The 25,612-nt window shown below is 68.2% G+C and carries 21 protein-coding genes; 7 read left to right on the forward strand and 14 right to left on the reverse strand.

What is annotated here, in order from left to right:
- The first annotated feature begins 226 nt into the window (after positions 1 to 226).
- A complete protein-coding gene (locus VMT65_RS19805; RefSeq protein WP_326310308.1) occupies positions 227 to 898 on the forward strand; it encodes an FABP family protein in 672 nt (223 codons plus the stop codon).
- Positions 899 to 1,064: 166 nt separating this feature from the next.
- A complete protein-coding gene (locus tag VMT65_RS19810; protein WP_326309792.1) occupies positions 1,065 to 1,760 on the forward strand; it encodes a hypothetical protein in 696 nt (231 codons plus the stop codon).
- A gap of 294 nt (positions 1,761 to 2,054) precedes the next feature.
- Here the strand turns inward: VMT65_RS19810 and VMT65_RS19815 are convergent, their stop codons facing one another.
- The 5 genes from VMT65_RS19815 to VMT65_RS19835 form a co-directional block, all read right to left on the reverse strand.
- Positions 2,055 to 3,722 (reverse strand): ATP-binding cassette domain-containing protein, encoded by a 1,668-nt coding sequence (locus tag VMT65_RS19815; protein ID WP_326309793.1) that lies wholly within the window; start codon positions 3,720 to 3,722, stop codon positions 2,055 to 2,057.
- A complete protein-coding gene (cydD, locus tag VMT65_RS19820) occupies positions 3,719 to 5,497 on the reverse strand; it encodes a thiol reductant ABC exporter subunit CydD (protein WP_326309794.1) in 1,779 nt (592 codons plus the stop codon). The genes VMT65_RS19815 and cydD overlap by 4 nt, the downstream gene beginning before the upstream one ends.
- Before the next feature lie 58 nt (positions 5,498 to 5,555).
- Positions 5,556 to 6,605 carry a cytochrome d ubiquinol oxidase subunit II gene (gene cydB, locus VMT65_RS19825; RefSeq protein ID WP_326309795.1) on the reverse strand — a complete coding sequence of 350 codons (1,050 nt, stop codon included), beginning with the start codon at positions 6,603 to 6,605 and terminating at the stop codon, positions 5,556 to 5,558.
- A gap of 9 nt (positions 6,606 to 6,614) precedes the next feature.
- Entirely contained in the window at positions 6,615 to 8,090 is a 1,476-nt protein-coding gene (locus tag VMT65_RS19830; RefSeq protein ID WP_326309796.1) for a cytochrome ubiquinol oxidase subunit I, read from the reverse strand.
- 185 nt (positions 8,091 to 8,275) lie between these two features.
- A complete protein-coding gene (locus VMT65_RS19835) occupies positions 8,276 to 9,202 on the reverse strand; it encodes an aminodeoxychorismate lyase (RefSeq protein ID WP_326309797.1) in 927 nt (308 codons plus the stop codon).
- Between the two features lie 154 nt (positions 9,203 to 9,356).
- On the opposite strand from VMT65_RS19835, the gene ygfZ reads away from it, so the two are divergent.
- The 4 genes from ygfZ (at position 9,357) to VMT65_RS19855 (ending at position 12,526) form a co-directional block, all read left to right on the forward strand.
- A complete protein-coding gene (ygfZ, locus tag VMT65_RS19840; RefSeq protein WP_326309798.1) occupies positions 9,357 to 10,472 on the forward strand; it encodes a CAF17-like 4Fe-4S cluster assembly/insertion protein YgfZ in 1,116 nt (371 codons plus the stop codon).
- Positions 10,469 to 11,137 carry an MOSC domain-containing protein gene (locus VMT65_RS19845; RefSeq protein ID WP_326309799.1) on the forward strand — a complete coding sequence of 223 codons (669 nt, stop codon included), beginning with the start codon at positions 10,469 to 10,471 and terminating at the stop codon, positions 11,135 to 11,137. The genes ygfZ and VMT65_RS19845 overlap by 4 nt, the downstream gene beginning before the upstream one ends.
- A gap of 26 nt (positions 11,138 to 11,163) precedes the next feature.
- Positions 11,164 to 12,126 carry an asparaginase gene (locus VMT65_RS19850; protein WP_326310309.1) on the forward strand — a complete coding sequence of 321 codons (963 nt, stop codon included), beginning with the start codon at positions 11,164 to 11,166 and terminating at the stop codon, positions 12,124 to 12,126.
- A gap of 187 nt (positions 12,127 to 12,313) precedes the next feature.
- Positions 12,314 to 12,526, forward strand: a complete 213-nt coding sequence (locus VMT65_RS19855; protein ID WP_326309800.1) for a DUF3073 domain-containing protein — start codon at positions 12,314 to 12,316, stop codon at positions 12,524 to 12,526.
- A gap of 241 nt (positions 12,527 to 12,767) precedes the next feature.
- Here the strand turns inward: VMT65_RS19855 and purM are convergent, their stop codons facing one another.
- From purM to purF, 7 genes are all read right to left on the reverse strand, one after another.
- Positions 12,768 to 13,847 carry a phosphoribosylformylglycinamidine cyclo-ligase gene (gene purM, locus VMT65_RS19860; protein WP_326309801.1) on the reverse strand — a complete coding sequence of 360 codons (1,080 nt, stop codon included), beginning with the start codon at positions 13,845 to 13,847 and terminating at the stop codon, positions 12,768 to 12,770.
- 88 nt (positions 13,848 to 13,935) lie between these two features.
- Positions 13,936 to 15,663: an ABC transporter ATP-binding protein gene (locus tag VMT65_RS19865; protein ID WP_326309802.1), complete on the reverse strand. Its 1,728-nt coding sequence runs from the start codon at positions 15,661 to 15,663 to the stop codon at positions 13,936 to 13,938.
- Entirely contained in the window at positions 15,656 to 16,666 is a 1,011-nt protein-coding gene (locus VMT65_RS19870; RefSeq protein ID WP_326309803.1) for an ABC transporter permease, read from the reverse strand. The genes VMT65_RS19865 and VMT65_RS19870 overlap by 8 nt, the downstream gene beginning before the upstream one ends.
- On the reverse strand, positions 16,666 to 17,736 hold the full coding sequence (locus VMT65_RS19875; protein ID WP_326310310.1) for an ABC transporter permease: 1,071 nt from the start codon (positions 17,734 to 17,736) through the stop codon (positions 16,666 to 16,668). Before VMT65_RS19875 ends, VMT65_RS19870 begins: the two co-directional genes overlap by 1 nt.
- A 23-nt stretch (positions 17,737 to 17,759) precedes the next feature.
- Positions 17,760 to 19,313, reverse strand: coding sequence for an ABC transporter substrate-binding protein (locus VMT65_RS19880; RefSeq protein WP_442790288.1), 1,554 nt, complete (start codon positions 19,311 to 19,313; stop codon positions 17,760 to 17,762).
- A 310-nt stretch (positions 19,314 to 19,623) separates the two neighbouring features.
- Entirely contained in the window at positions 19,624 to 21,207 is a 1,584-nt protein-coding gene (locus VMT65_RS19885) for an ABC transporter substrate-binding protein (protein ID WP_326309805.1), read from the reverse strand.
- A 327-nt stretch (positions 21,208 to 21,534) separates the two neighbouring features.
- Positions 21,535 to 23,100, reverse strand: coding sequence for an amidophosphoribosyltransferase (gene purF / locus VMT65_RS19890; RefSeq protein ID WP_326309806.1), 1,566 nt, complete (start codon positions 23,098 to 23,100; stop codon positions 21,535 to 21,537).
- A 113-nt stretch (positions 23,101 to 23,213) separates the two neighbouring features.
- Here purF and VMT65_RS19895 point away from each other — a divergent pair, with 113 nt between their 5' ends.
- Positions 23,214 to 24,569: a YhgE/Pip domain-containing protein gene (locus VMT65_RS19895; RefSeq protein WP_442790268.1), complete on the forward strand. Its 1,356-nt coding sequence runs from the start codon at positions 23,214 to 23,216 to the stop codon at positions 24,567 to 24,569.
- Between the two features lie 19 nt (positions 24,570 to 24,588).
- On the opposite strand, the gene VMT65_RS19900 is transcribed toward VMT65_RS19895, so the two are convergent.
- Together VMT65_RS19900 and VMT65_RS19905 are read right to left on the reverse strand one after the other, a co-directional pair.
- A complete protein-coding gene (locus VMT65_RS19900) occupies positions 24,589 to 24,975 on the reverse strand; it encodes a sterol carrier family protein (protein ID WP_326309807.1) in 387 nt (128 codons plus the stop codon).
- Between the two features lie 9 nt (positions 24,976 to 24,984).
- Positions 24,985 to 25,611: a CPBP family intramembrane glutamic endopeptidase gene (locus VMT65_RS19905; RefSeq protein WP_326309808.1), complete on the reverse strand. Its 627-nt coding sequence runs from the start codon at positions 25,609 to 25,611 to the stop codon at positions 24,985 to 24,987.
- Position 25,612: the final 1 nt, after the last annotated feature.

A 25,612-nucleotide genomic window follows, 5' to 3' on the forward strand; every position in this document is an offset into this window, starting at 1 on the left:
CCCCGGGATTGGCGATCCCTGGGCCGTTCTCGTCTTCGCCCGAGATTTTCCCGGGGTCGTTCTCACCTGATCTCGCCGGTGGGATTAGACTCCGAGACGTGGTGCTTACCTTCGAGATTCTGCTGGTCATCTGCTCCGTGCTGATTGCCTGGTTCGGTCTGTACGTCCTCTACCGGCTGTTCACCGAGTCGTGACAGATCCGGCCCACGAGCACATCGAAAACGGAGTGGCCAACGGTTCGTCGTCGACGACGCCGATCGTTCGCCACGAGGAGGGCCGACGCAGCGGTGACCAGGCGGTCGCCGATGCCGCCGAGCGGGCCAAATCGACCGGGGTGCTGAACGTTCCGACGCTCCCGGATCTGCCGCTGCCCGTCGACACCGCGAACCTGCGGCTGGGTCCGGACCTGAGCTCCTCCATGCTCGCGCTGCTGCCGCTGGTCGGCGTGTGGCGCGGTGAGGGCGAGGGCAATGAGCCCGAGACCGGCGACTACCGCTTCGGTCAGCAGATCATCGTCTCCCACGACGGCGGCGACTACCTGACCTGGGAGGCGCGCTCCTGGAAGCTGGACGCCCAGGGTCAGTACGCGGGCCCGGATCTGCGCGAGAGCGGCTTCTGGCGGGTCGGCATCGACGGCGACGACGAGGTGTTGGAGCTGCTGCTCACCCACTCGTCGGGCATTGTCGAGCTGTTCTACGGCCAGGCGCTCACCCAGTCCTCCTGGGAGCTGGCCACCGACGTGGTGATCCGCAGCCAGTCCGGCATCGTGGTGGGCGGTGCGAAGCGGCTCTACGGCATTGTCGAGGGCGGCGACCTCGGCTACGTCGAGGAGCGCATCGCGGCGGACGGCGCACTGGAGCCACGGCTCTCGGCCCGCTTGCAGCGCTACATCGGCTGAGACCGGATTCACGCCGCGGCAACCGGTTTCGCCGCGGCCCGGAGGAATGCGCCCAACGCCCGGCCGATCTTGTTGCCGGGCGATAACGAACCGGTCGAAAGATCGTGTCGGGCCGTGCTGTCCGCCCCCGCTCTCCCTAGTCTCGGACAGGTCGAGGAAGGGGATCGTGGTGTTCGAGCGAGCATTGCAGAAGTCCGTCGAAATGGTGCTGCGCGGCGGAACCAGCGTGCAAGCGCCGTTGGCCTCGAAATACGTGGGCCGACTCCGCCGACTGCACCCCGACCGAACTCCGGAGGACATCGCCGGGGGGTTGGAGGCGCGGTATCTGACCGTGGTCACCCTCAGCGGTACCGTCGCCGGGCTCAGCGCCGCCGTGCCGGGCATCGGCACGTTGATCGGATTGGCCGTCAGCGGCGTCGAATCGGTGTTCTTCCTGGAGATGTCCGCGTTGTACGCGGTGGCGGCCGGAAGCGTGCACGGCCTCGAGTCGGTGTCGCCCAAACAGCGGCGGGCTCTGGTGGTGGCGGTCGTACTCGGCGAGAGCGGCTCGGAATTGCTGGGCAAGGGCGCCAGTCAGTCGGCCCGCGACTGGGCGAACGTCGTGGCCGAACGGCTCCCCGTGGTGCGCTCCATCGACAACCCGATGCTGAAACGGTTCATCGTGCGGTTCCTGGTGCGCCGGGTGATTCTCATGTTCGGCAAGACGCTGCCCGCGGGCCTCGGCGCGGTGATCGGGGCGCTCGGCAATCGGGCGCTGGCCAAGGGCGTTATCGCCAACGCGCACGATACGTTCGGGCCACCGCCTGCCACCTGGTCACGGACCGGGGAAGACGTGGCGATCGGAACAGCGGCGCGGGGTTAGCGGCGCAGACGAACCCGGGCGTGAAAAGGGTACGGCCCCCGAGTCATACCTACGGAGGATGCAACATTCTCACGTAAGTCCGGCCGGACAGGCCGTAACTCGGGGGCCGGGTGGCTGCCTGGGATTCGCGAGGGCTCGCGCGATCGGAATCCGATTGCAGCGGTAGCGCCTAGCTGGCAGCCACCTCACGCGTCCTAGAAATCATTCTCGAACCACCTCCTTCCTGTGTACCGACGAAGTTAGTCGGTTGAGTCAGAGGCGGCAACGTATTTTCTCGCACTGCGAAACCGCAGGTCAGACGGGAATAAACCGACCGATCGAGATGGTGCCGCCCGGCGCGACGCGAACGATGGTGTCGGCCTTGGTGTCCGGGGGCAGCTGATGGGTGACGACCACGACCGTCCGGTCCCGATCCACCAGGCCGCTCGATTCGTCCAGCAGGCGGCGCAGCAGTTCCGCGCCCGCCTCGGCCTCCAGGTGCTCGGTCGGCTCGTCCAGCAGCAGGACGCGGGCCGGGGACAGCAGGGCGCGGGCCAGCAGGATGCGTCGGCGCTGACCGCCCGAGACCGCGGCCGCGCCGCCGACCAGATCGGTGTCGACGCCGTCGGGCAGGGAGTCCAGCCAGTCCCCGGCTCCGACTGCGCGAAGGGCGCTTTCGGCCTCCGCCACGGTAATGTCGCCGCGGGCCACGCGCAGGTTTTCCAGCACGGTGGTACCGAACAGGTGCGCGTCCTCGGCGAAGAAGGTGACACCCGGACGGGGCGCGTCGAAGAGTCCGGCCCATGCCATGAGCAGCGTCGTCTTGCCCGCGCCGCTGGGCCCGACCACCGCGATGCGACGCCCCTCGGGCAGTGGCGGGAAACTCGGTGCGGGAGCCTCGGATTCGTCGTGCTCGAGCCGGTTCAGGCGGTGCAGGGCGGCGCGGCCGGTGGTGAGGGCCTGGGCGGCCGCCGGAAGCACCGCGACGGCCTCGAAGGCCGACAGCGGCACCAGCACCAGCACCGTGAACGCCATCGGCGTGATGCCGCCCGGCGGCACGGTCTGGAAGCCCGCGGTCGGAATGGGAGTCCCGCTGCCGTACAGCACGATTCCGATCAGCAGCGCCCCGAGCACGCTGGCCCCGATGGACAGCGGCAGCACCGCCGCCGCCCACGCGCCGCGCGCCGCCGCCCGATCCTCGGCCGCCACGGCCCGCTGTCCGGCCGCGGTGGCCGCGCCGATCGCCTCGGAAAGCCGGCCCGCGACCCGCAATTCGGGCGCGTGATCGAGCACGGTGAGCGCCTCTGCGGTGAACTCGATACGGTCCGCCTTGACCGCCAGCTCGGCTTCCCGTGCCGCCCACGCCGACAGCCACGGCGCGATAACGCCCGAAATGCCCAGTGCCACTGCCAGGATCACCGCCGCGAGCGCCGAAATACTCGCCAGCAATCCCACGGCCAGCAGTGACAGGATCAACGCCACCGCGATCGGCACGAACGCGCGCACCACCACCGCACCGAGATCGTCGATATCGCCCATGACCCGCCCGAGCAGCTCACCGCGCCGCAATCGAGTCGGATCCCCCTGCCGGGCTTCGTCTTCCACACCCACCGGTCCCGTCGCCCCGACCGCTCCGGAGCCCGACCGCCGGGGTCGCCAGATATCGGCCCCCGCCAACGTCCGGTAGGTCGTGGTGCGCGCTGTGCTCATGGCCCGCAACGCCACATCGTGGGTGGCCAGGCGTTCCAGGTATCGGCACAGCCCACGCGAAATGCCCAGGGCGCGAACGGTCACCACCGCGAGGCTCAAATCCAGCACCGGCGGCATCTGCCACGCCCGCGCAATCAGCCACGCCGCCAACGCCGCCAGCCCCAGCCCACTGCCCAGCGCCAGCACTCCCCACCCGACCGAGAGCGCCATCCGCCCCCGCGACAGCTCGAGCAACTCCCGAATCCGACGGAAATCGGCCAGTACCGCCCTCATCGCGCCAACACCTCCTCCGGATCCTGCCCACTCGTCATCCCGGGAGATACGTCGCACGGCGCATCGGCCGCATTGTCGGCGGTCGCGGTGGCCCGGACCTCCACGATGTGGTCGGCGATGGCCAGCACACTGGGCCGGTGAGCCACCACGACGACGGTGGCACCCTCGCGGGCGCGGGCGACCAGGGCGGCGAGAACCTTGGCCTCGCTGGCGTCGTCGAGGTGGGCGGTGGGTTCGTCCAAGAGCAGGATGGAGCGGGGCGCGGCGAGGGTGCGGGTGAGGGCCAGTCGCTGGCGCTGGCCGAGGGACAGGCCCAGGCCGCCCGCGCCCACGCGGGTGCCCCAGCCGTCGGGCAGGTCGGCCAGGACCGCGTCGAAACCCGTGGCCGCGCAGGCGGTCTCGATCTCGCCGGGCCCGGCGAGGGGGCCCAGCAATTCGAGGTTCTCGCGCAGCGTGCCGGGGAGGAGGACGGGGCGCTGGGGCAGCCAGGCGAGGTAGGACCACCAGTCGTCCGGGTCCAGGTCCGGGACGGGCGTGTCGTCGACCAGCACCGTTCCGGAGTCGGGGGTGAGCAGGCCCAGAATGGCCTGCAGCGCGGTCGATTTCCCGCAGCCATTGGGCCCGGTGAGTACGGTGACGCGTCCGGGCCGAATGTCGGCGGACAGCCGGTCGGGGGCATATCCGTCGCGCGCCCGCACGGAGAGATTTCGAATGTCTATGTGGCCATGCATATTTCGGCGCACCGGCAGTGGCGCGGCAGCGACACCGGACCGGTCGGGCGCGTCGGGGCCGGGCTCGATGATCGCGAAAGCCCGTTCGGCGGCGGCCATTCCGTCCTGGGCGGCGTGGAAGCGTTCACCGACGGCCCGCAGCGGCAGATAGACCTCGGGGGCGAGGATGAGCGCCAGCAGGCCCGCGTACAGACCCATGTGGCCGAAGACCAGGCGCATGCCGATGGAGACGGCGACCAGCGCCACGCACAGGGTGGCCAGCATCTCCAGGACCATCGATGACAGGAAGGCCAGCCGCAGGGCCGACATGGTCCTGCGGTGCAGCACGTCGCCGAGTTCGCGCACCCGGCCCGCCATGCTGCGCGAGGAATCACCCGCTGCCCCGGCCGTTTCCCGGCCCAGGGCGCGCAGGGTGGGCATCCCCGCGAAGAGATCGAGAAGCTGATCCGACAGCCGGGTCGTGGCCGCGAGGGTATCGGCCGACTTCCCCTGGGTGAGCAGGCCGATGAGGATCATGAAGATCGGGATGAGGGGCAGAGTGACGAAGATGATCGCCCCGGAAACCCAATCGTGGACAGCGATCACGGCCAGCACCACGGGCGGGACCAGGGCGGTCAGGATCAGTGCGGGCAGGTACCCCGCGAGATAGGCGCGCAGCCCGCTCAGCCCGGAGCCGACCACCACGGCGAGTTCGGTTCGGCGGCTTTCCAATTCGCGGGGTGGCAGGTGCGCACCGGCGTCCAGGGCGGCCGTCTCGAGTTCGGCGACGACCTGTGCCCCGGCCCGGTGAGCGAGGCGGGACTGCCACCAGGTGGCCGCCACCCGGCAGCCCACGGCCAGCGCGAAGACCACCAGTTCGACTGTCCAGGAATCGATTCGGCGGTGGTCCGGTTCGGTGATGACACCCGCGAGGACCCGCGCCAGCGCCAACGCGCCGATGACGATGCACCCGGTGGTGACCAGTGAGAGTCCCACGCTGAGTCCGAGATACCTGCGCGCCGAGCGGGCGTGCCGCCACAGTCGCGGGTCCACCGGTCGTGCCATGGTCGATCTCCTCTACGAAAACGGGCGCACCGGGAGTTCCGGTGCGCCCGCTTCCCGTTCAGCTCTTGGCGGTTTCCATGGGCAGCCCGATCGGAGCCGGGATCTGCTCCATGGTGAGCCGCTTGCGGAACACCCAGTACGTCCAGGCCTGGTAGACCAGCACGACCGGGACCAGCGCCACCGCGACCCAGCTCATCACCACCAGCGTGTAGTGGGTGGAGGACGCGGACACGGTGCCGTTGCGCCCATCGACGGTGAGGCTGAACGCGTCATTGATGGTGGACGGCAGCACATCCGGGAACAGCGACCCGAACAGCAGCACGGTCGCCGCCGCGATGGTGACCGCGGTTCCGGTGAACGCCCAGCCGTCGCGCCCCTGGCTGGCCGCGAAGCCCGCCACCACGAGCCCGATCACGGCCAGCACCAATGGAATCCAGGTCCAGCCCTGTCCGTAGGCGAGCTGGGTCCAGATGCCGAAGGCCGCCACCACCACCGCGGTGGGCACGAACAGCAGGCGGATGATCCGCTGTGCGTCGTCGCGCACCTCGTTGCCGGTCTTGAGCGCGATGAACACCGCTCCGTGCAGCAGGAACAGCAGCAGCGTGGTGAGGCCGCCGAGCAGGCCGTACGGGTTGAGCAGATCGAACAGATTGCCCTCGATCTGCTTGTGCTCGTTGAGCTTCACGCCGTGCACGATATTGGCGAAGGCCAGACCCCATGCCAGTGCCGGGATCCAGGAGCCGAGCCCGATGCCGATATCGCACCAGTTGCGCCAGCGCGGGTCGTGGATCTTGCCGCGCCATTCGATGGCGCACGCCCGCGCGATCAGCCCGACCAGAATGAGCAGCAGTGCCAGGTAGAACCCGGAGAACAGGCTGGCGTACCACTCCGGGAAGGCCGCGAACATGGCGCCGCCGCCGGTGAGCAGCCACACCTCGTTGCCGTCCCACACCGGCCCGATGGTGTTGAGCACCACGCGCTTCTTCACCTCGTCGCCGCGTCCGATGATGGGCAGCAGCATGCCGACGCCGAAGTCGAAGCCCTCCAGCACGAAGTAGCCGGTGAACAGGACCGCGATCAGCAGAAACCAGAATTCAGGCAGACTCATCCTCGGCTCCTAGTAGGCGAAGGAAAGCTTCTCGACGGAGTCCCCGGTCATCTTCGGGGTTTCCGTCTCGGCGGCGGGCTGGTCCGGTCCGGCGATCACGTACCGGCGCATCAGGTAGAACCAGCCGATGGCCAGCAGACCGTAGAGCGCCGTGAACACGATCAGCGAGGTGAGGATCGTGCCCGCCGAGACCCCGGAGACGCCCTGCTGCACCGTCATTCGGATGTGCTGGTCGCCGGTCGGGTTGGGTGCCACCACCCACGGCTGGCGGCCCATCTCGGTGAAGATCCAGCCGGAGATGTTGCCCAGGAACGGGGTGGCGATCGCGATCAGCGACAGCCACGAGAACCAGGTCTGGTCCGGGATGCGGCCGCGGCGGGTGACCCAGAATCCGGCCAGCACCAACAGGATCGAGCCCGCCATCCAGGTGATCATGGCGCGGAAGGACCAGTAGGTGACGAACAGGTTGGGCCGGTAGTCGCCGATGCCGTACTTCTCGTTGTAGGTCACCTGCAGGTCCTTGACGCCCTGCAGGGTGACGCCGGTGAAGTCGCCGGTGGCCAGCCACGGCAGCACGTAGGGCACCTCGATGAGGTGGTCGACGCTGTCGCAGTTGTTGTGGGTGCCGACGGTCAGGACGGAGAAGTCCGGATCGGTTTCGGTGTGGCACAACGATTCCGCCGAGGCCATCTTCATGGGCTGCTGCTTGAACATGAGCTTGCCCTGGATGTCGCCGGTGAAGACGAGCGCGACGGCCGCGATGAGGATCACGTACAGGCCCAGACGCGCGATCGGCCGCCACATGGTGCGGGCCTCCTCGAGCAGGGCCTCGCTGTTCTCGGCCTTGGCCTTGCGCGCGTTGCGCACCATCCACCAGCCGGCGATGCCCGCGACGAAAGTGCCGGAGGTGAGGAAGGATCCGGCCACCACGTGCGGGAAGGCGGCGAGGGTGGTGTTGTTGGTGAGCACCGCCCAGATGCTGTGCAGCTCGGCACGGCCGGTGTTCGGGTTGTACTCCGCGCCGACCGGGTGCTGCATGAACGAGTTGGCGGCGATGATGAAGTACGCCGAGGCGTTGACGCCGATGGCGACCAGCCAGATGCAGGCCAGGTGCACCTTCTGCGGTAGTCGCGTCCAGCCGAAGATCCACAGGCCCAGGAAGGTCGATTCCATGAAGAAGGCGACCAGCGCCTCCATGGCCAGCGGTGCGCCGAACACGTCGCCGACGAAGCGGGAGTATTCGCTCCAGCCCATGCCGAATTGGAATTCCTGCACGATGCCGGTGGCGACGCCGAGGGCGAAGTTGATCAGGAACAGCTTGCCGAAAAACTTGGTGAGCCTGAGCCAGTGCTCCTTACCGGTGATCACCCAGGCGGTCTGCATGCCCGCGACGAGCGGTGCGAGGCCGATGGTGAGTGGCACCAGGATGAAGTGGTAAACGGTGGTGATTCCGAACTGCCAGCGCGCCAGATCTACGACGCTCATCCGACCTCCCTGCCGATCTACGACATGACGTAGTAACTGACACTACGCCGACTGGTCTTCAGATCAACATGCGCCGCGCCACAGGGAGCCAGAAATTTGCCACTATGTGACGAATCGACGGCCAAGGTCCCCGCGCGGCGAGGCGAAGTCGGGATCGAATCAGACGAAAGACCCTTTGGTCCGGTTCACCAGTCCGCGAGACTCCCGGGCAGGACGATGCCGCGATTCACCATCTCGACGATCTCGCCCGCGTTGTCCGGCGCGGACATCCGCAACCCGTCCAGCGAATTGACCCGTGCGGCCAGGGTTACCGAGGACAGCAGCCACACCGCGTCGGCGGTGATCAGGTCCGCGACGAACAGCGGCTCGTACTCGCACTCCCAACCCGCCTTCTCCGCCTGGGCGAAGAGCGCGCGCTGAGTGGTGCCGGGCAGCACGCCATTTCGGGCGGGCGGGGTGATGAGCTTGTTGTCGCGCTGCACGACGACGGTGGAGCGCGGACCCTCGAGCACCCGATGCTCGGTGCTGGTGAAGATCACGTCGTCCGCGCCCATCCGCTGGGCGAAGCGCAGCGCCGACATATTGGTCGCGTAGGACAGCGTCTTCGCGCCCAGCAGCAGCCACGGCGCGTTCTGCGCCAGATCGATGGAGATGCCCCGCGACAGCGTGATCACCGAAACACCCTCGGTGCGCGCGGTTTTCACGCGCTCGGGGACCGGAACCACCAAAACGTAACCGGTGGTGGCGGGTTCGGCCCCGGCCAGCTGCCCGCTCTTGTTTGCTGATCCTTTGCTATCCGAGCCGTGATCGCTGTCACGGCCCCGGGTGAGCACCATGCGCAAGGTGCCCTCGCGCTCGCTCCCCCACTCCTCGGCGGCCATCTCCACCGCGAACCGCCAGGCCTCGAGATCCGGCGCGGGCAGATCCAGCGCCTCGGCCGAGCGCCGTAGTCGCGCCAGATGCAATTCCAACGCGCACGGCACGCCCCCGCGCACCAGCACCGTCTCGAAGATGCCGTCGCCCCGCAGCACACCGATGTCGTCCGCATACAGCAACGGCGCGTCCGGATCCCGGATCGCGCCGTCGAGAGTCACCAGAACCCGTTCCACCATGGCCTCGACCCTATGACAGATGGCCCGCCGACGAGCGAACACCGGCGGAAGTCGGGTTGACAGACCCTCGGTGCCCCCGCGCCGGGCGTAGGGAAACCGCCAACGCCGCGCACGCCGTGTGAGACCGCGCCGCGCCGCGGGTTAGTGTGGATTCGTGTCCTCCTCGGTTGCGCCCAGTCCGATCTTGCAGGTTCCCGGGGCTGTCGCGGGGCTGCCGGAGTCTCCGGATGCCGCGGTCGCGTGGCATTACGGCGATCCCTTCGGCGAGCAACGCGCGGCGGTAGCACGAGTGGCGGTGGTCGATCGCTCCCACCGATTCGTGCTCGCCATCACCGGAAAAGAACGGTTGAGCTGGCTGCACACCATCTCCAGCCAGGCCGTGGCCGACCTGCGCGACGGCGAGTCCGCCGAGAATCTGGACCTGGATCTCAACGGCCGGGTGCTCAATCACTTCGTGCTCACCGACCTCGACGGCACGGTGTGGATCGACACCGAAGCCGCGCGCGGACCGGAACTGCTGAGCTTCCTACAGAAGATGGTCTTCTGGGCCGACGCCAAGCCGGTCGAGGCCAGCGACCATGCCGTGCTGAGTCTCCTGGGCCCCGGTGTGGCCGACCTCACCGAAACACTCGGCATCCCAGCCCTTCCCGAGACCTACCGCGCGGTGCCGCTGCCCGGCGGCGGCTTCCTGCGCCGCATGCCCTGGCCCACCGCCGACTCCTTCGACCTCGTGATCCCCCGCGACCGGTTGATCACCTGGTGGACCGCGCTGCGCGACGCGGGCGCGGCGGCCGCGGGCATGTGGGCCTTCGAGGCGCTGCGGGTCGAGTCGCTGCGCCCGCGACTGGGCCTCGACACCGACGAGCGCACCATCCCGCACGAGGTGAACTGGATCGGCGGCCCCGCCGAACACGGTGCCGTGCACCTGAACAAGGGCTGCTACCGCGGCCAGGAGACCGTGGCCCGGGTGCACAACCTGGGCAAGCCGCCCCGGCACCTGGTGCTGCTGCACCTGGACGGTTCCGCGGATTCCCGTCCCGCGCCGGGTGATCCGGTGACCGCGGGCGGCCGCGCGGTCGGCGTGCTGGGCACGGTCATCGACCACTACGAATTCGGCCCGATCGCACTGGCTTTGATCAAACGCACCATCCCCGTCGATACCGAGCTCACGGCGGGCCCGTGCGCCGCATCCATCGATCCGGATTCGGTGCCCGCCCATGACGAGCCGCAGGCCGGTCGGCTCGCCGTCGAGAAGCTGCGCGGCCGGTGAGCACGACCGACCGCGGCCGGGTGCTGGCCGTCTGCGTCGTGCACGCCGAACTCGAGGTGCCGGCCAGGTCCTCCAAGGTCGGCCGCACCGCCATCGACAAACGTCCGGTCCCGCACCGGGTTCCGGTCCGCGCGCTCGGCCTGGACGGCGATCACGTGTGCGACACCAAGCACCACGGCGGCGTGCACCAGGCCGTCTACGCCTACGCCGAGGAGGACGCCCGCCGCTGGGGCGACGAGCTCGGCCGCGCCCTCGAACCGGGCTGGTTCGGCGAAAACCTGCGCCTGTCCGGCCTTCCCGTCAGTGACGCGGTGCTCGGCGCCCGCTGGGCCATCGGCGACACCCTGCTCGAGGTCTCCGCGCCGCGCGTGCCCTGCGCGACCTTCCAGTGGCGCACCGGCGAACCCCAGTGGGTGAAACGCTTCACCGCGCAGGCGGATACGGGCGCCTACTTCCGGGTGCTCACCGAGGGCACGATCGGGGCGGGCGACGAGGTTCGCGTGGTGCACACGCCCGAGCACGGCGTCACCGTCCGCGACCTGTTCACCGGCGCGCACCCCGAACGCCTGGACGCGCTGCTGGAATCCGAGCCCACCATTTCCGACGACGTGCGCATGCAGATCGACCGTCACCGTCGCCGCCAGGCCGGGGTGGCCGCCCGATGACCTCGACAGCGGAAGGGAATTCGACCATGAGCGTGGATCTCGTCGAGGTGGTGCGCTCCGGATTCCGGGAGTGCGTGCATCGCGGTTCGGCGGTGATCCTGCGCCCCGACGGGGAACCGCTGGTCGAACTCGGCGCGGTGCACGGCCCGATCTTCCCGCGCTCGACCAACAAGCCGATGCAGGCACTCACCCTGCTGCGCAATGGTTTCGAACCGGTCGACGACGCCGAACTGGCCATCGCGACCGCCTCCCACTTCGGCGAACCCGACCATGTCGAGCTGGTGCAGCGGCTGTTGGACCGCTTCGGGTTCGCCGAGGACGACCTCGAATGCCCGCCGGATCTGCCCTTCGAGGAGCAGGCCCGCGCCCAGGTGCTGGCGGGCAGCGATCGCGCCAAGGCCGCCCGCCGCGTCTACATGAACTGCTCGGGCAAGCACGCCGCCATGCTCGCCACCTGCAAGATCAACGACTGGCCCACCCGCGGCTACCTCGAGGTCGGCCACCCGCTGCAGCAGGCGGTGCTCGAGACCGTGGCCGACGTGACCGGCGAACCGGAGACCGATCTCGGCATCGACGGCTGCGGCCTGCCCATCGTCCCGGTCTCGCTGGTGAATCTGGCCCGCGCCTACGCCGGCTTCGCGACCGCCGACCCGGCTACCCCGGAACGCCGCATCGCGGACGCGATTCGGGCCCATCCGCGAGTGATTTCCGGCACTGACGGGCCGGATTTCCGCGTCATGTCGGCGACCCCGGGGCTGGTCTGCAAGATCGGCGCGGACGGTGTGCACGCCGGTGCGCTGCCGGACGGTTCGGCCTTCGCCTACAAGATCGACGACGGCGCCGATCGCGCGCGACTTCCCCTGACGCTGGCCATTCTCCAGCGTATGGGCATCGACTGGACCGACGAGCACGCCGAACTGGCGGCGCCCGCGGTGCTCGGCGGAGGGGCCCGGGTGGGCGTCCTGCGGGCCATCCCCGGGGTGTTATAGCCCCCGGTCGGCACGCATTTTTCGAGGCACCAAGATCAGGTGCGCCCGGCCCCGGAACGTTTATCCCCCACTCCTGGAAGCGCGACTGCCAGACACACGCTAAAGTGTTCGTCAGGAAGAGTATTAATTCGAACGGGGCCGCCAAACCCACCCCAGGCCGCCCCGCAGTGACGCGAGGGGGTCAGCCATGGGCCGTGGCCGGGCTAAGGCAAAGCAGACCAAGGTCGCACGGGAGCTCAAGTACAGCTCGCCGACGACCGACTTCTCGAGCCTTCAGCGAGAGCTGTCGGGGAGTCCCTCCGACTCACAGCGGAGTGGTGTGCTTTCCGAAGAGCATGACGCGAGCGATTCGTCGTCGCGCTGGGACGACGAAGACAGCTACGACGACTGGCGTCGCTGACTCCGAGATCGACGTAATGCAGGGGGAGGCCAACGGCTTCCCCCTTTAGCACGTCGTTTTCAGCCGAGACGCAGGCGACGCTGAGGGTTTACCAGCAGCACTGGCGTCCCGTCCGCAACCTTGGACGGGACGTTGATTTGTGTATCCATGGCACGCGAAACCGGCCGTGCCACATCATCTTCCGGACATACAGAACGGCCCCGATCACCGCTGTGGTGACCGGGGCCGAGTGCTGTGCGGGCTAGAAGCGCGGGTGGTCGCCCACGAGCACCGCGCGCGGGGCGTCGGCGTCCTTGGCCTTCTTCACCGTGCCGAGGGTCCAGCAGTCGATGTGGCGGGCGGTGAGGACGGCCAGCGCGCGGTCGGCGTCCTCGGGGGCCACGACGGCGACCATGCCGACGCCCATATTGAAGGTCTTCTCCATCTCGAGCCGCTCGACGCGGCCGCGCTGGGCGATCATCTTGAAGACCGGGGCCGGGTTCCAGGTGCCGCGATCGAGCTCGGCGACCAGACCGGCCGGGAGCACGCGGGCCAGGTTGGCGGCCAAGCCGCCGCCCGTCACGTGGCAGAAGGTGCGCACATCGGTTTCGGCGATCAGCGCCAGGCAGTCCTTGGCGTAGATCTTGGTCGGCTCGAGCAGTTCCTCGCCCAGGGTGCGGCCGAACTCCTCGACATGTCCGGTGAGGGACATGCGGTCGATGTCGAGCAGCACCTTGCGGGCCAGCGAGTAGCCGTTGGAGTGCAGGCCCGAGGCGCCCATGCCGATGACCACGTCGCCGGGGCGGACCCGGTCCGGGCCGAGCACGGCGTCGGCTTCCACCACGCCGACGCCGGTGCCGGAGATGTCGTAGTCGTCGGCGCCCATCAGGCCCGGGTGCTCGGCGGTCTCGCCGCCGAGCAGGGCGCACCCGGCGATGACACAGCCCTCGGCGATGCCGGACACGATCTGCGCCACCCGTTCCGGGACCACCTTGCCGACGGCGATGTAGTCCTGCAGGAACAGCGGTTCGGCACCGCAGACCACCAGGTCGTCGACGACCATGGCGACCAGGTCCAGGCCGATGGTGTCGTGCTTGTCCAGGGCCTGCGCGACCGCGATCTTGGTGCCGACGCCGTCGGTGGAGGCCGCGAGCAGGGGCTCCTTGTAGCCGCCCTTCAATGCGAACAGTCCTGCGAAGCCGCCGAGTCCGCCCTGCACTTCGGGACGGCTTGCCTTCTTGGCCAGGGGTGCGAACAGCTCTACTGCGCGGTCACCGGCTTCAATATCAACGCCTGCCGCCGCGTACGACGCACCGGCACCGCTGGGGGTCTGTTCAGTCATTGTCGGGGAGAGCTCCAAGCCGAATCGGTGGATAGGATGCCTGCTCACGGTACCGGAGGCCGATAACGACCCCGCACTCGCTACGGTGTCAGGGCGTGCCCGCCCCCGCGAACAATGTCGCGGTTTCGGTGCGACGCCGCCTTTGCTCGAGCGGATCGGGAACCGGCACGGCGGCGACCAGGCGTTGGGTGTACTCCTCGCGCGGGCGGCGCAGAATGTCGTCATTGTCGCCCTGTTCGACCACGGACCCGTTGCGCAGCACCACGATCCGATCCGCCAGCTGATCCACCACGGCGAGGTCGTGACTGATGAACAGGCAGGCCCAACCGCATTCACGCTGCAACTGCGCGAACAGCTCGAGCACCTTTGCCTGGACCGAGACGTCCAGGGCGCTGGTCGGTTCGTCGGCCACCAGCAGATCCGGATTCAACACCAGGGCGCGCGCCAGGCTGACGCGCTGGCGCTGACCGCCGGAAAGCTCGTGCGGATACCGGTTTTCCACCCCGGCCGGAAGCTGGACGTCGTCGAGGAGATGGCGGACGCGGTCGCGCGCGGCCGCACCCTTGGCCTCCTTGTGCACGAGCAGCGGTTCGGCCACGCACTCGCCGATGGTGAGGCGCGGATTGAGGGAGGTGGCCGGGTCCTGGAAGACGAAGCCGAAGCGGCGGCGAATGGGCCGCAGCTTGCGTTCGGAGAGTCCGGCGATATCGGTGCCGAGCACCCGCACACTGCCCGCGGTGGGGCGCTGCAGGGCGGCCACGCAGCGGCCGATGGTGGACTTGCCGGAGCCGGATTCGCCGACCAGGCCGAGGGTTTCACCGCGGCGCAGCGACAGGGTGACGTCGTCGACGGCCCGGAAGGCCGGGCGGCCCAGCGGGGCCGGGAATTCGACGACCAGGTTCGCGACCTCGAGCACCGTCTCGGCGTCGGCCGGAACCGGTTCGCGGGCGGTGGCTCTGGCCAAGCCGGTGCCGGCCACCACCGCCGCGCAGTCGTCGGAATGGTCGGCTTCCCAATTGTCCGGCAGCACATGCAGTTTCGGCACGGCCGCGAGCAGGGCCCGGGTGTATTCGTGCTGCGGGTCGGTGAAAAGCCGGTCCACCGTGGCCTCTTCGACAATGCGGCCCTCGCGCATCACCACCACGCGGTCGGCGAGGTCGGCGACCACGCCCATATTGTGGGTGATGAGGACGATGGCCGCGCCGATCCGGTCGCGCAGATCCCGCAGCAGCTCCAGGATTTCGGCCTGCACGGTGACGTCGAGGGCGGTGGTGGGCTCGTCGGCGATGATCACCTTGGGCTCGCAGGCGATGGCGATGGCGATCACCACGCGCTGCTTCTGGCCACCGGAGAGCTGATGCGGGTAGTAGTCCACCCGCGCCTCCGGATCGGGCAGCCCGACCGCGCGCAGCAGCTCGATCGCCTTGGCGCGGGCCGCCTTTCGCTTCATGCCGGAGTGCGAGCGCAGCGCCTCGCCGATCTGGAAGCCGACGGTGAACAGCGGGTCCAGGGCCGCGCCCGGCTCCTGGAACACCATGGAGATGGCCCCGCCGCGCAGTGCGGTGAGTTCGCGCTCGCTCATCTTGGTGACGGCCTTGGTGCCGAGTGTCACCGCCCCGCGCACGCTGGCGGTGGGCGGCAGCAGTCCCATGGCGGTGCGCGAGCTCACCGATTTGCCGGAGCCGGATTCGCCGACCACGGCCAGCACCTCGCCCGGAAACACCTGGTAGGACACGTCGTTCACGGCTGTGACCGCACCGGCGTCGGTGGCGAAGGTGACGGTGAGGCCGTCGAAGGACAGGACGGGTTCAGGCATTGTCGGCCTCCTTCACCGATTCCGTGGGGTCGGCTTCGGCCGCGGGCGCGGTGGCGGCGCGGCGGGTGCGCAGCAGGGGGTTGAGGACTTCGTTGAGGCTCTCGCCGACCAGGGTCATGCCGAGCACCACCAGCACGATGGCCACACCGGGCCACACGCCGGTCCACCAGATGCCGTTGGAGACATCGGAGAGCGCCTTGTTGAGGTCGTAGCCCCATTCGGCGGCCTGGGTGGGTTCGATGCCGAAGCCGAGGAAGCCCAGGCCCGCCAGCGTCAGAATCGCTTCCGCGCCATTGAGCGTGATGAGCACCGGCAGCGACTGGGTGACATTGGCGAGGATGTGCCGGAACAGGATTCGCACGGTGGACGCGCCGGTGACCCGCGCGGCGTCCACGTACGGTTCCTGCTTCACCGAGATGGTGGCATTGCGCACCACCCGGAAGTACTGCGGCACGAAGATGACGGTGATGGCGATGGCCGCCGACAGGATGCCGCCGAAGCTCGACGACTGCCCGCCCGACACCACGATCGACACCACGATGGCCAGCAGCAGCGACGGGAACGCGTACATGGCGTCCATGAACAGCACCAGGATGCGGTCCACCCAGCTGCCCAGGTAGCCGGACACCAAACCCAGGGGCACGCCGACGAACAGCGACAGCACCAGCGACACCGCGATGACCGACAGCGCGGTGCGCGCGCCGAAGATGACGCGGGAGAACACGTCCTCGCCGCGCACCGAGGTGCCGAACCAGTGCGCCGCCGAGGGCGCCTGCTGCCGCGCGAAATCGACACCGTCCGAGGCGCTCTGGGCGAAGCCGTAGGGCGCGATGAGCGGTGCGAAGATGGCGACCAGGATGAAGCCCGCGACCAGCGCGAGCCCCAGCAGCAGGGTGAAGCGCTGCAGCCCGGAGGTCATGCGCACCAGGCCCAGGCCCGGGATGCGCAGCTTGCTTCGAGTGGGTGGCACCGGCGCTTCGACGCCGGTTTCGATGACGGTCATCAGAACCTCACCCTCGGGTCGATCAGCGCCACGATCAGGTCCACCAGGAAGCTCATGACGGCCACCACGATGGCGATGAACGCGACAATGCCCTGCACCGCGACGAAGTCGCGCGACTGCAGATAGGAGGCGAGCTGGTAGCCCAATCCCTTCCACTCGAAGGTGGTTTCGGTGAGCACCGCGCCGCCGAGCATCATGGCGATCTGCATGCCCATGACGGTCACCACCGGAATCAGGGCATTGCGGAAGGCGTGCCGCCCGGTGACGACGCGGTCGGAAAGCCCACGGGCGCGGGCGGCTTCGACATAGCCCGAGCGCAGCGTCTGGATCAGGTTGATCCGCACCAGGCGCAGGAACACGCCCGCGGTGAGCAGTCCCAGCGCGATCGCGGGCAGCACAGCGTGTTTCAGCACATCCACGATGTAACTCGTGTCGCCGTACAGGATGGCGTCGACGATCATGATGTTGGTCTTGGGCGACACGTGCTGCAGCTGCAGCTCGACATTGGTGCTGGCCCGTCCGGCAACGGGCAGCCAGCCGAGCTTGACCGAGAAGATCAGCTTGAGCAGCAGGCCGACGAAGAACACCGGGGCCGCGTACACCAGGATGGCGAACAGCCGCAGGCTCACGTCACGGGCCGAATCCCGTTTGGTGGCAGCGTATCTGCCCAGCGGCACGCCGACCGCGAAGGCCACGATGAGCGACCAGAAGACCAGCTCCAGGGTGGCCGCGCCGTAGGTGACGATGACGTCGCTGATGGCCCGATTGTCCTGGGAGCGGCCGAAATCGCCCTTCAACAGCCCGGACAGGTACTCCCAGTACTGCGTCAGGATGGGCCGGTTGAGCCCGGCGGCCTCCTTGCGCTCCTGGATCTGCTGGGGGCTCAGGCGGCCGCCCATAGCGGCGCTGATCGGGTCACCGATCACGCGCATGAGGAAGAACACCAGGGTGACCAGGATCCAGGTGGTCGGGATGATGAGCAGCGCCCTCACCCCCAGGTAGCGCAGCAGCGCACTGTAGCGGGAACTGCTGCCGCGCGGTCGCTTTCCCTCGGGGCGCGCCGGGACCAGCGCGCCCTTCTCCTCGATGGCGGTCACTTGCTCAGCACACCGAAGCGGAACTTGAAGGTGGGATCGAGGGTGTCGGCGACGCCCTGCACGTTCTTGCCCGCGACCGCGATATTGGTTCCGGCCAGCAGCGGCAGCATGGGCAGGTGGTCATTGGCCAGCGAGAACTGCACCTTCTTCAGGATGTCGGCTCGCTTGGCCGGGTCGGGTTCGGTGGTCTCCGCGGTGAGCAGCGCGTTGATCTGCGGATCCTCGAAGTGGTTCTGCAGCGTGTTGTTCGGTGCGAAGAACGGGGTCAGGTAGTTGTCGGCGTCCGGGAAGTCCGGGAACCAGCCGAACTGGTAGAGCGGGTAGGAGTCCTTCACCCGTTCATCCTGATACGAAACCCACTCGGTGGACTGCAGATTCACCTTGAACAGCCCGGTGGACTCGAGCTGGTTCTTGATGGCCGCGTACTCCTCGGAGCTGGAGCCGCCGTAGTGGTCGGAGTTGTACTGCAGGTTCAGCGTGACGGGGGCGGCGACACCGGCGTCGGCGAGGAACTTGGCGGCGGCGTCCTTGTTCGGCTTGGCGCCGTAGAGGTCCTTGTACGGTTCGGTCGCGCCGGTCGCGCCGGGCACCACCGAGGAGTAGGCGGGCTTGTAGGTGCCCTTGTAGACGCCGGTGGCCAGGGCGTCGCGGTCGACGCTCGAGGCGATCGCCTTGCGCACGGCCAGCTTCTGGGCCGGGGTGCCGCCGGGCATGGTGTTCATGTTGAAGACGATGTAGCGCAGCTCGCCACCGGGCCCCTCATGCACGGTGACCTTGCTGTCGTTGCGCAGCGAGTCGACGTCGGTGGGGCTCAGGCTCCGGTAGGCGACGTCGATATTGCCGTTCTGCACATCGAGTTTCAGGTTGGCCATCTCGGCGTAGTACTTGACCGAGACGCCGCTGTTCTTGGGCTTGCCGAACAGGCCGTTGTAGTCCGGGTTGGCCTTGTAGTCGACCAGCTTGTTCTTCTCGTAGCTGGTGATGGTGTACGGGCCGGAGAACGCGTTGGTCTTCACCACGTCGTTGTCGTCGAGCACCTTGTCGGCCGGGAAGCTCTTCTCGTCCACGATGATTCCGGCCTGGCTGGGCAGCACCGAGGCGAAGGTCTGATCGTTGGCGACCTTCAGCGTGAAGTTGACGGTCTTCTCGTCGGGCGCGTCGGTGTGGTCGAGGTTGCCCAGCAGCGAGGCGGGACCGTTGGGGTCGTTGATCTTCAGGATGCGGTCGAAGGAGAACTTCACACTCTTGGCGGTGAGCGGGTTGCCATTGGCGAACTTCAGACCGGGCTTGAGGGTGCAGCTGTAGACGGTCGGCGCGGTGAAGCCGCACTTCTCGGCGGCGTCCGGTTCGGGGACGGTCTTGCCGGGCGCGAAGTTCAGCAGGGTCTGGTAGATCTGCGTCTCGGCCTGCAGCGAGCCATTGTCGTAGGCGAGGGCCGGATCCAGCGAGAAGATCTTGTCCGTGGTGCCGACCACGATGCCCGCGCCACTCCCCCCGTCCCCGGTGCGACCGGAGCCGCAGCCCGCGGCCACCAGTGCGATGCCTGCCATGCCGACCGCGGCGAAGGTCCTCGCCCGGTTCGTCTTCGAACCCATAGTGCTCAACTCTCGAACGTCGGGCGGTGGACGTCCGGATCGCAGACCTCACACCGCCACAGCTTGATGTGTCTCGGCGCACCGTAGTAACGGAATGTTGCCGCTGTGTTGCTTTTGGACAGATGAATAAATCGAACTCTGCCGAACCTGGTTATAACCAGCAAAAACTCCGGCAAAATTCTTCTCTGCGTGAATAATTTTTAGTTCTCTTGAATAAGTAGTTACCGGCCCGCCCGCCCCTCATTGCCGGGCGGGCCGGAACCGGTTATTTGCTCAGCACACCGAAGCGGAACTTCGAGGACGGATCCAGCGTGCTGTCCACGCCCTGCACGTTCTTGCCCGCGACGGCGATCTGGTTACCCGTCAGCAGCGGCACGATGGGCAGGAAGTCCGCCATCAGATCGTGCTGCAGGGTAGCCAGCACGGCGGCCCGCTTGGTCGGATCACCCTCGGTCAGTTCGGCATTCAGCTCGGCGGTGATCTTCGGGTCCCCGAAGTGGTTGCGCAGGAAGTTGTCCTCGGTGAAGAACGGGCGCAGGTAGTCGTCGGCGTCCGGGTAGTCCGGGAACCAGCCGAACTGGAAGGCCGGGTAGCCGTCGGAGGACCGGGCCTTCTGGTAGGCCACCCATTCGGTGGACTGCAGGTTCACCTTGAACAGGCCGGTGGCCTCGAGCTGGTTCTTGATCGCCGCGTACTCCTCCGAGCTGGCCTGGCCGTAGTGCTCGGTGGTGTACTGCAGGCTCAGGTCGACCGGCGTGGTCACACCCGCGTCGGCCAGGAACTTGGCGGCCGCGTCCTTGTTCGGCTTGGCGCCGTAGATGTCCTTGAGCGCCTCGGTCGCGCCCGGAACACCCTTGGGCACCGGCGAATACAGCGGCGACCAGGTGCCCTTGAAGACATTGGCGGCCAGCGCGTCGCGGTCGATGGCGGTGGCGACGGCCTTGCGAATGGCCAGCTTCTGCGCGGGATTGCCGCCGGGCTGGGTGTTCAGGTTGAACACGATGTAGCGGGTGTCGCCGCCGGGCGACTGGTGCACGGTCACCTTGGCGTCGTTGCGCAGCGAGTCCAGGTCGGTCGGCGAGAGGGTGTGCCAGGCCACGTCGATATTGCCCTGCTGCACATCGAGTTTCAGGTTCGACGCCTCGGCGTAGTACTTCACCGTGACGCTGTCGTTCTTGGGCTTGCCGAACAGGCCGTCGTAGTCCGGGTTGGCCTTGTACTCGACCAGCTTGTTCTTGTCGTAGCTGGTGATGGTGTACGGGCCGGAGAACGGCTTGGCCTTCACGATGTCCTCGTCGGCGAGGACCTTGTCGGCCGGGAACACCTTCTCGTCCACGATGGCCGCCGCCTGGGTGGGCAGGATGGCCGGGAAGGTCTGGTCGTTGGCCTGCTTCAGGGTGAAGTTGACCGTCTTGTCGTCGGGTGCGTCGGTGTGATCGAGGTTGTCCAGCAAGGCCTTCGGGCCCTGCGGATCGTCGATCTTGACCATGCGGTCGAAGGAGAACTTCACGCTCTTGGCGGTGAGCGGGTCGCCGTTGGCGAACTTCAGACCGGGCTTGAGGGTGCAGGTGTAGACGGTCGGGGTGCTGAATCCGCACTTGTCGGCGGCGTCCGGCTTCGGGGTGGCGTCACCCGCGGGGAAGTTCAAAAGGAACTGGTAGACCTGGGTTTCGGCCAGGAGGGAACCATTGTCGTAGGCCTTCGCCGGATCCAGCGAGGTGACCTTGTCGGTGGTGCCGACCAGGATTCCGCCACCACCGCCGCCCCCGGTCTTACCGGAGCCGCAACCGGCTATGGCGAACACGGCCAGTCCGGCGAACCCGACTGCCGCAATTCTTTTCGCGCGCATGTACTGCCCTTGCTCTCGAACACGCAGCGCCGACGGCCGGGTCACTGGCCCGCCGCGCCGCGGTGGACATCCTTTGGCTGGGCACAGTATCGACCGGTTATAACCGCAGTGTTGCGTTTCTGGACAATCGGTACACAAGTTGCGACATCCGCGCGCACACGCCGATGTCTCAACTGCGCCACCGCAATTCCCCGGCACGCGGGGGAAATGGGCTGCGCGCGGGCGTGATCAGGGCGATTGGGCACGATCGCACCCGAAACGCGACGTGCCCGCCCACTTTTCGGTGGGCGGGCACGAAAACCGTTGTGTTACGGGCGGCTCGGGAAATCAGGGACGGCTGAGCGCGGAGGCATTGGCGTTGTCCGCCAACAGCTCCGACTCGGTCGCGCCGGTGAGCATGCCCTCGAGCACGTTCTTGCCGATGGCCGACTCGACCGGCAGCGCGATCGGGTACTCGCCGTCGAAGCAGGCGCAGCACAGCCGCGAGCGCGGCTGCTCGGTGGCGGCGATCATGCCCTCGAGCGAGATGTAGCCGAGGCTGTCCGCGCCGATGGAGCGGCGCACGCCCTCCACCATGTCGTCGAGGCTCTCCCCCGCGATGCCGTCGGGGCCCGCGCCATTGGCGATCAACTCCGCGCGCGAGGCGAAGTCGATGCCGTAGAAGCAGGGCCACTTGACCGGCGGCGAGGCGATGCGCACGTGGATCTCCAACGCGCCCGCCTCGCGCAGCATGCGGATCAGGGCGCGCTGGGTGTTGCCGCGCACGATGGAGTCGTCCACCACGATGAGCCGCTTGCCGCGGATGACCTCACGAAGCGGGTTGAGCTTCAAGCGGATTCCGAGCTGGCGGATGGTCTGGCTGGGCTGGATGAAGGTGCGGCCCACGTAGGCGTTCTTCATCAGGCCCTGGCCATAGGGCACGCCCGAACCCTGGGCGTAGCCGACGGCGGCCGGGGTACCGGACTCGGGCACCGGGATGACCAGATCGGCCTCGATGGGGTGCTCGGCGGCCAGGCGGCGGCCGATGTCCACGCGGGTGGCGTGCACCGAGCGGCCGGAGATGGTGGAGTCGGGCCGGGCCAGGTAGACGTATTCGAAGACGCAGCCCTTGGGGGTCGGGTTGGCGAAGCGCAGCGAGCGCACGCCGTCGGCGTCGATGGCCAGCAGTTCGCCGGGCTCGATCTCGCGCACGAAGGACGCGCCGACGATGTCGAGGGCGGCGGTCTCGCTGGCAACCACCCAGCCGCGATCCAGGCGGCCCAGACATAGTGGGCGCACGCCGTGCGGATCGCGGGCGGCGTAGAGGGTGTGCTCATCCATGAAGGTGAGGCAGAAGGCCCCGCGCAGCGTCGGCAGCAGCTCCATGGCGGCCTGCTCGATGCTCTTGTCGGCGGCCGCGTGCGCGAGCAGCGCGGTGATCACGTCGGAGTCGGAGGTGGCGGCCATGGTGCCCGCCAGCCGGCCGGTGACCAGGCCGAGTTCCCGTGCCCGCGTGCTCAATTCGGCGGTGTTCACGAGATTTCCGTTGTGCCCCAACGCGAGTCCGGTACCGACCGCGGTGGTGCGGAAGATCGGCTGGGCGTTCTCCCAGGTGGTGGACCCGGTGGTGGAGTAGCGGCAGTGGCCGACGGCGACGTGGCCGGGCATGGCGGCCAGGGTCTGCTCGTCGAAGACCTGGCTCACCAGGCCCAGATCCTTGAAGACCAGCACCTGCGAGCCGTCGGCGACGGCGATGCCCGCCGCCTCCTGACCGCGGTGCTGCAGTGCGTAGAGTCCGTAGTACGTGAGCTTGGCCACATCTTCGCCCGGGGCCCAGACACCGAACACACCGCACTCTTCGCGCGGTTCGTTCTCGTCGTGGTCGGAGGTGGTGGCGGCGGAGGGGAGAGTCACCGTTTGCTCCCTGTTCGGCGGGCGGGGGCCGTCAGCCATTCTACGGGTAACCGCAAGGCAACCCACCGTTGGGATAACCGGGATGGCAGGCGGTTTGCTGTTAGCGTTCGCTCGTGACGAGCACCGACACCGATGGCAGCCCCGAACCCGCCCCGCGACGTCGGCACCTGAGCCCGCTGCGGTGGGCCTTCCCCATAGTCGTCGTCACGCTGCTGGCCTCGCTGCTGGGCGTGATGTACCTCGACTACGTCGTCGATCCGGAGAAGAACCTGCACGACTTCCCGATCGCCCTGGTGAATCAGGACGTCGGCGACGATATCGGCGGCAAGCACGTCAACTTCGGGGATCAGGTTTCCGAGGGGCTGCAGAAGGCGGTGCCGTCGGACAAGATCGACCTGCGGGTGCTCGGCATCAACGAGGCGCAGCTGCAGATGCAGTCGGCGCAGGTGTACGGCACCATCATCATTCCCAGCGACTTCTCCAAGCGGCTCGGCATTCTCGGTGTCGGCTCGGTGGTGCCCGGCGACATCACCAAACCGGTGCTGACCCTGCAGACCAATCCGCGCACCGGCGCGTTCGCGACGGCGGTGGTGCAGAAGTTCGGTGAGCAAGCTCTCACCCAGGTCAATACCCAAGTGGGACAGCAGCTCACCGACCAGGTGAAGGCGCAGCTGGCACCGCCGCCCGGCGCGCCCCCGACCGAGTTGTCGGCGGCGACCCGGCTGGTGCTGGCCCAACCGCTCGATATCGTGGTCGACCAATTCCGGCCGCTGCCCGGCGGATCCGGGGAGGGGCTGACCGCCTTCTTCTACAGCCTGCTGCTCCTGCTGATCGGCATGGTCGGGGCGATGATCATCCACCAGCTCATCGATTCGGCGCTGGGCTTCCTGCCGACCGAATGGGGTCCCTGGTACGTGCACTATCCGCGGGCGTCGATCTCGCGGGTGAAGACCCTGCTCATCAAGTGGTCGGCGGTGGTGGTCATGGCACTGGCGGTCTCGGGTGCGCTGGAAGGCATCGCGGCGATCCTGGGCATGCCGCTGGACAAACCGCTGCTGCTGTTCATCTACGGCGCCTTCGTGATCATCGCGGTCGGCTTCACCTGCACCTCGATGCTCGCGGCGGTCGGCACCTCCGGGTTGATCATCAACCTGATCATCTTCGTCATCCTGGGCCTGCCGTCCTCGGGCGGCACCATCCCGATCGAGGCGACGCCCAAGTACTTCGGCTGGCTGGCCAAGTTCGAGCCCATGCACCAGGTCTTCCTGGGCACGCGCTCGATCCTCTACTTCAACGGCAACGGACAGGCGGGTCTGACCCGGGGCGTCTGGATGGCCGTGCTGGGGCTGGCCATCGGCGTGATCGGCGGCCTGTTCATCACCCGCTTCTACGATCGAAAGGGCCTGGAGCGCAAGCCCGTGAACCTCGATTCCGGCTCCGGCAAGCACGCCAAGCCCGCCGACGCCTGAGTCAGCGCGACACCCCGGCTCATAGCGGCACGACCGGCAGCCACCGGGCGACCTCGCCCGCGCGGCTGCCGGAGGCGCTCAGCGCGCCGCCGTCCACCGCTTCGGCGAACCCGAGCAGCCCGGTGGCCAGCAACAGCCATGTGCGCGCATCGGTTTCGACCACGTTCGCCGGCGTCCCGCGGGTATGCCGCGGGCCCTCGATGCACTGCACCGCCACGAACGGCGGCACCCGCACCTCCACCGAATGCCCCGGCGCATCCGCCGCCAGCGCCCGCGCCGTCCCCCGCACCGCCGCCGCGATCTCGGTCCGCGCGGGCTTCGACACGGTCTCGTCGCGCAGCCACTCCCCCACCGCGGCCACCGCCGCCCGCACCTCCGCCGGATCCACCGCACCTCGTCGCGCCATGCCGCGAGGCTACCGCCGACCCCCGACGAGACGGCGGGCCAGGCGGGGCGCGAGCGCACCCCCGGCATTGAGGGCCAGGTGCAGCAGGGCCGGGGCGGTGGCGCTGCCGGTGTGGCGACGCAAACGGTCGAAGAGCAGGCCCGCGCCCGTGGTGAGGGCGACGGTGGCGGCAATGGGATCGGCTGCGGCGCGGGCGGGTTGGATGTGGGACAGGCCGAAGGCGAACGCGCCCAGCGCCGTTCCCGCGCCGCCCGCGGTCCGTTCGAGCAGCGGGGTCAGGGTCGAGCGGTAGACGAGTTCCTCGGTGAACACCGTGCCACCCGGAATGTGCAGGGCCGTCCATTCGACGGTGTGCACGGCCGGGCCGCGGTCGTCGAGTCCGGCGAGGTGGCGGCGGGTGGCCGGGATGGCCAGGGCCGCCGCGTATCCGGACAGCACCAGTCCGCCCGCGAGCGCACCGACGCGGAATCCGCGCGGCGACAACCAGTTCGGCGTCCCGCCAAACGCGAGCGCATAGGCGGCGGCGAAGGCGGTATTGGCCGCGGTGCGGCCGCGGATGTCCAACTCGAGCGCGGGCAGCACGCGATTGCTCCACAGCGGTGGAAGGGCCATCGCCACCAGTGGTTTCAGGCGCACG

Source organism: Nocardia sp. CDC153, assembly GCF_035818515.1.
Lineage (GTDB): Bacteria > Actinomycetota > Actinomycetes > Mycobacteriales > Mycobacteriaceae > Nocardia.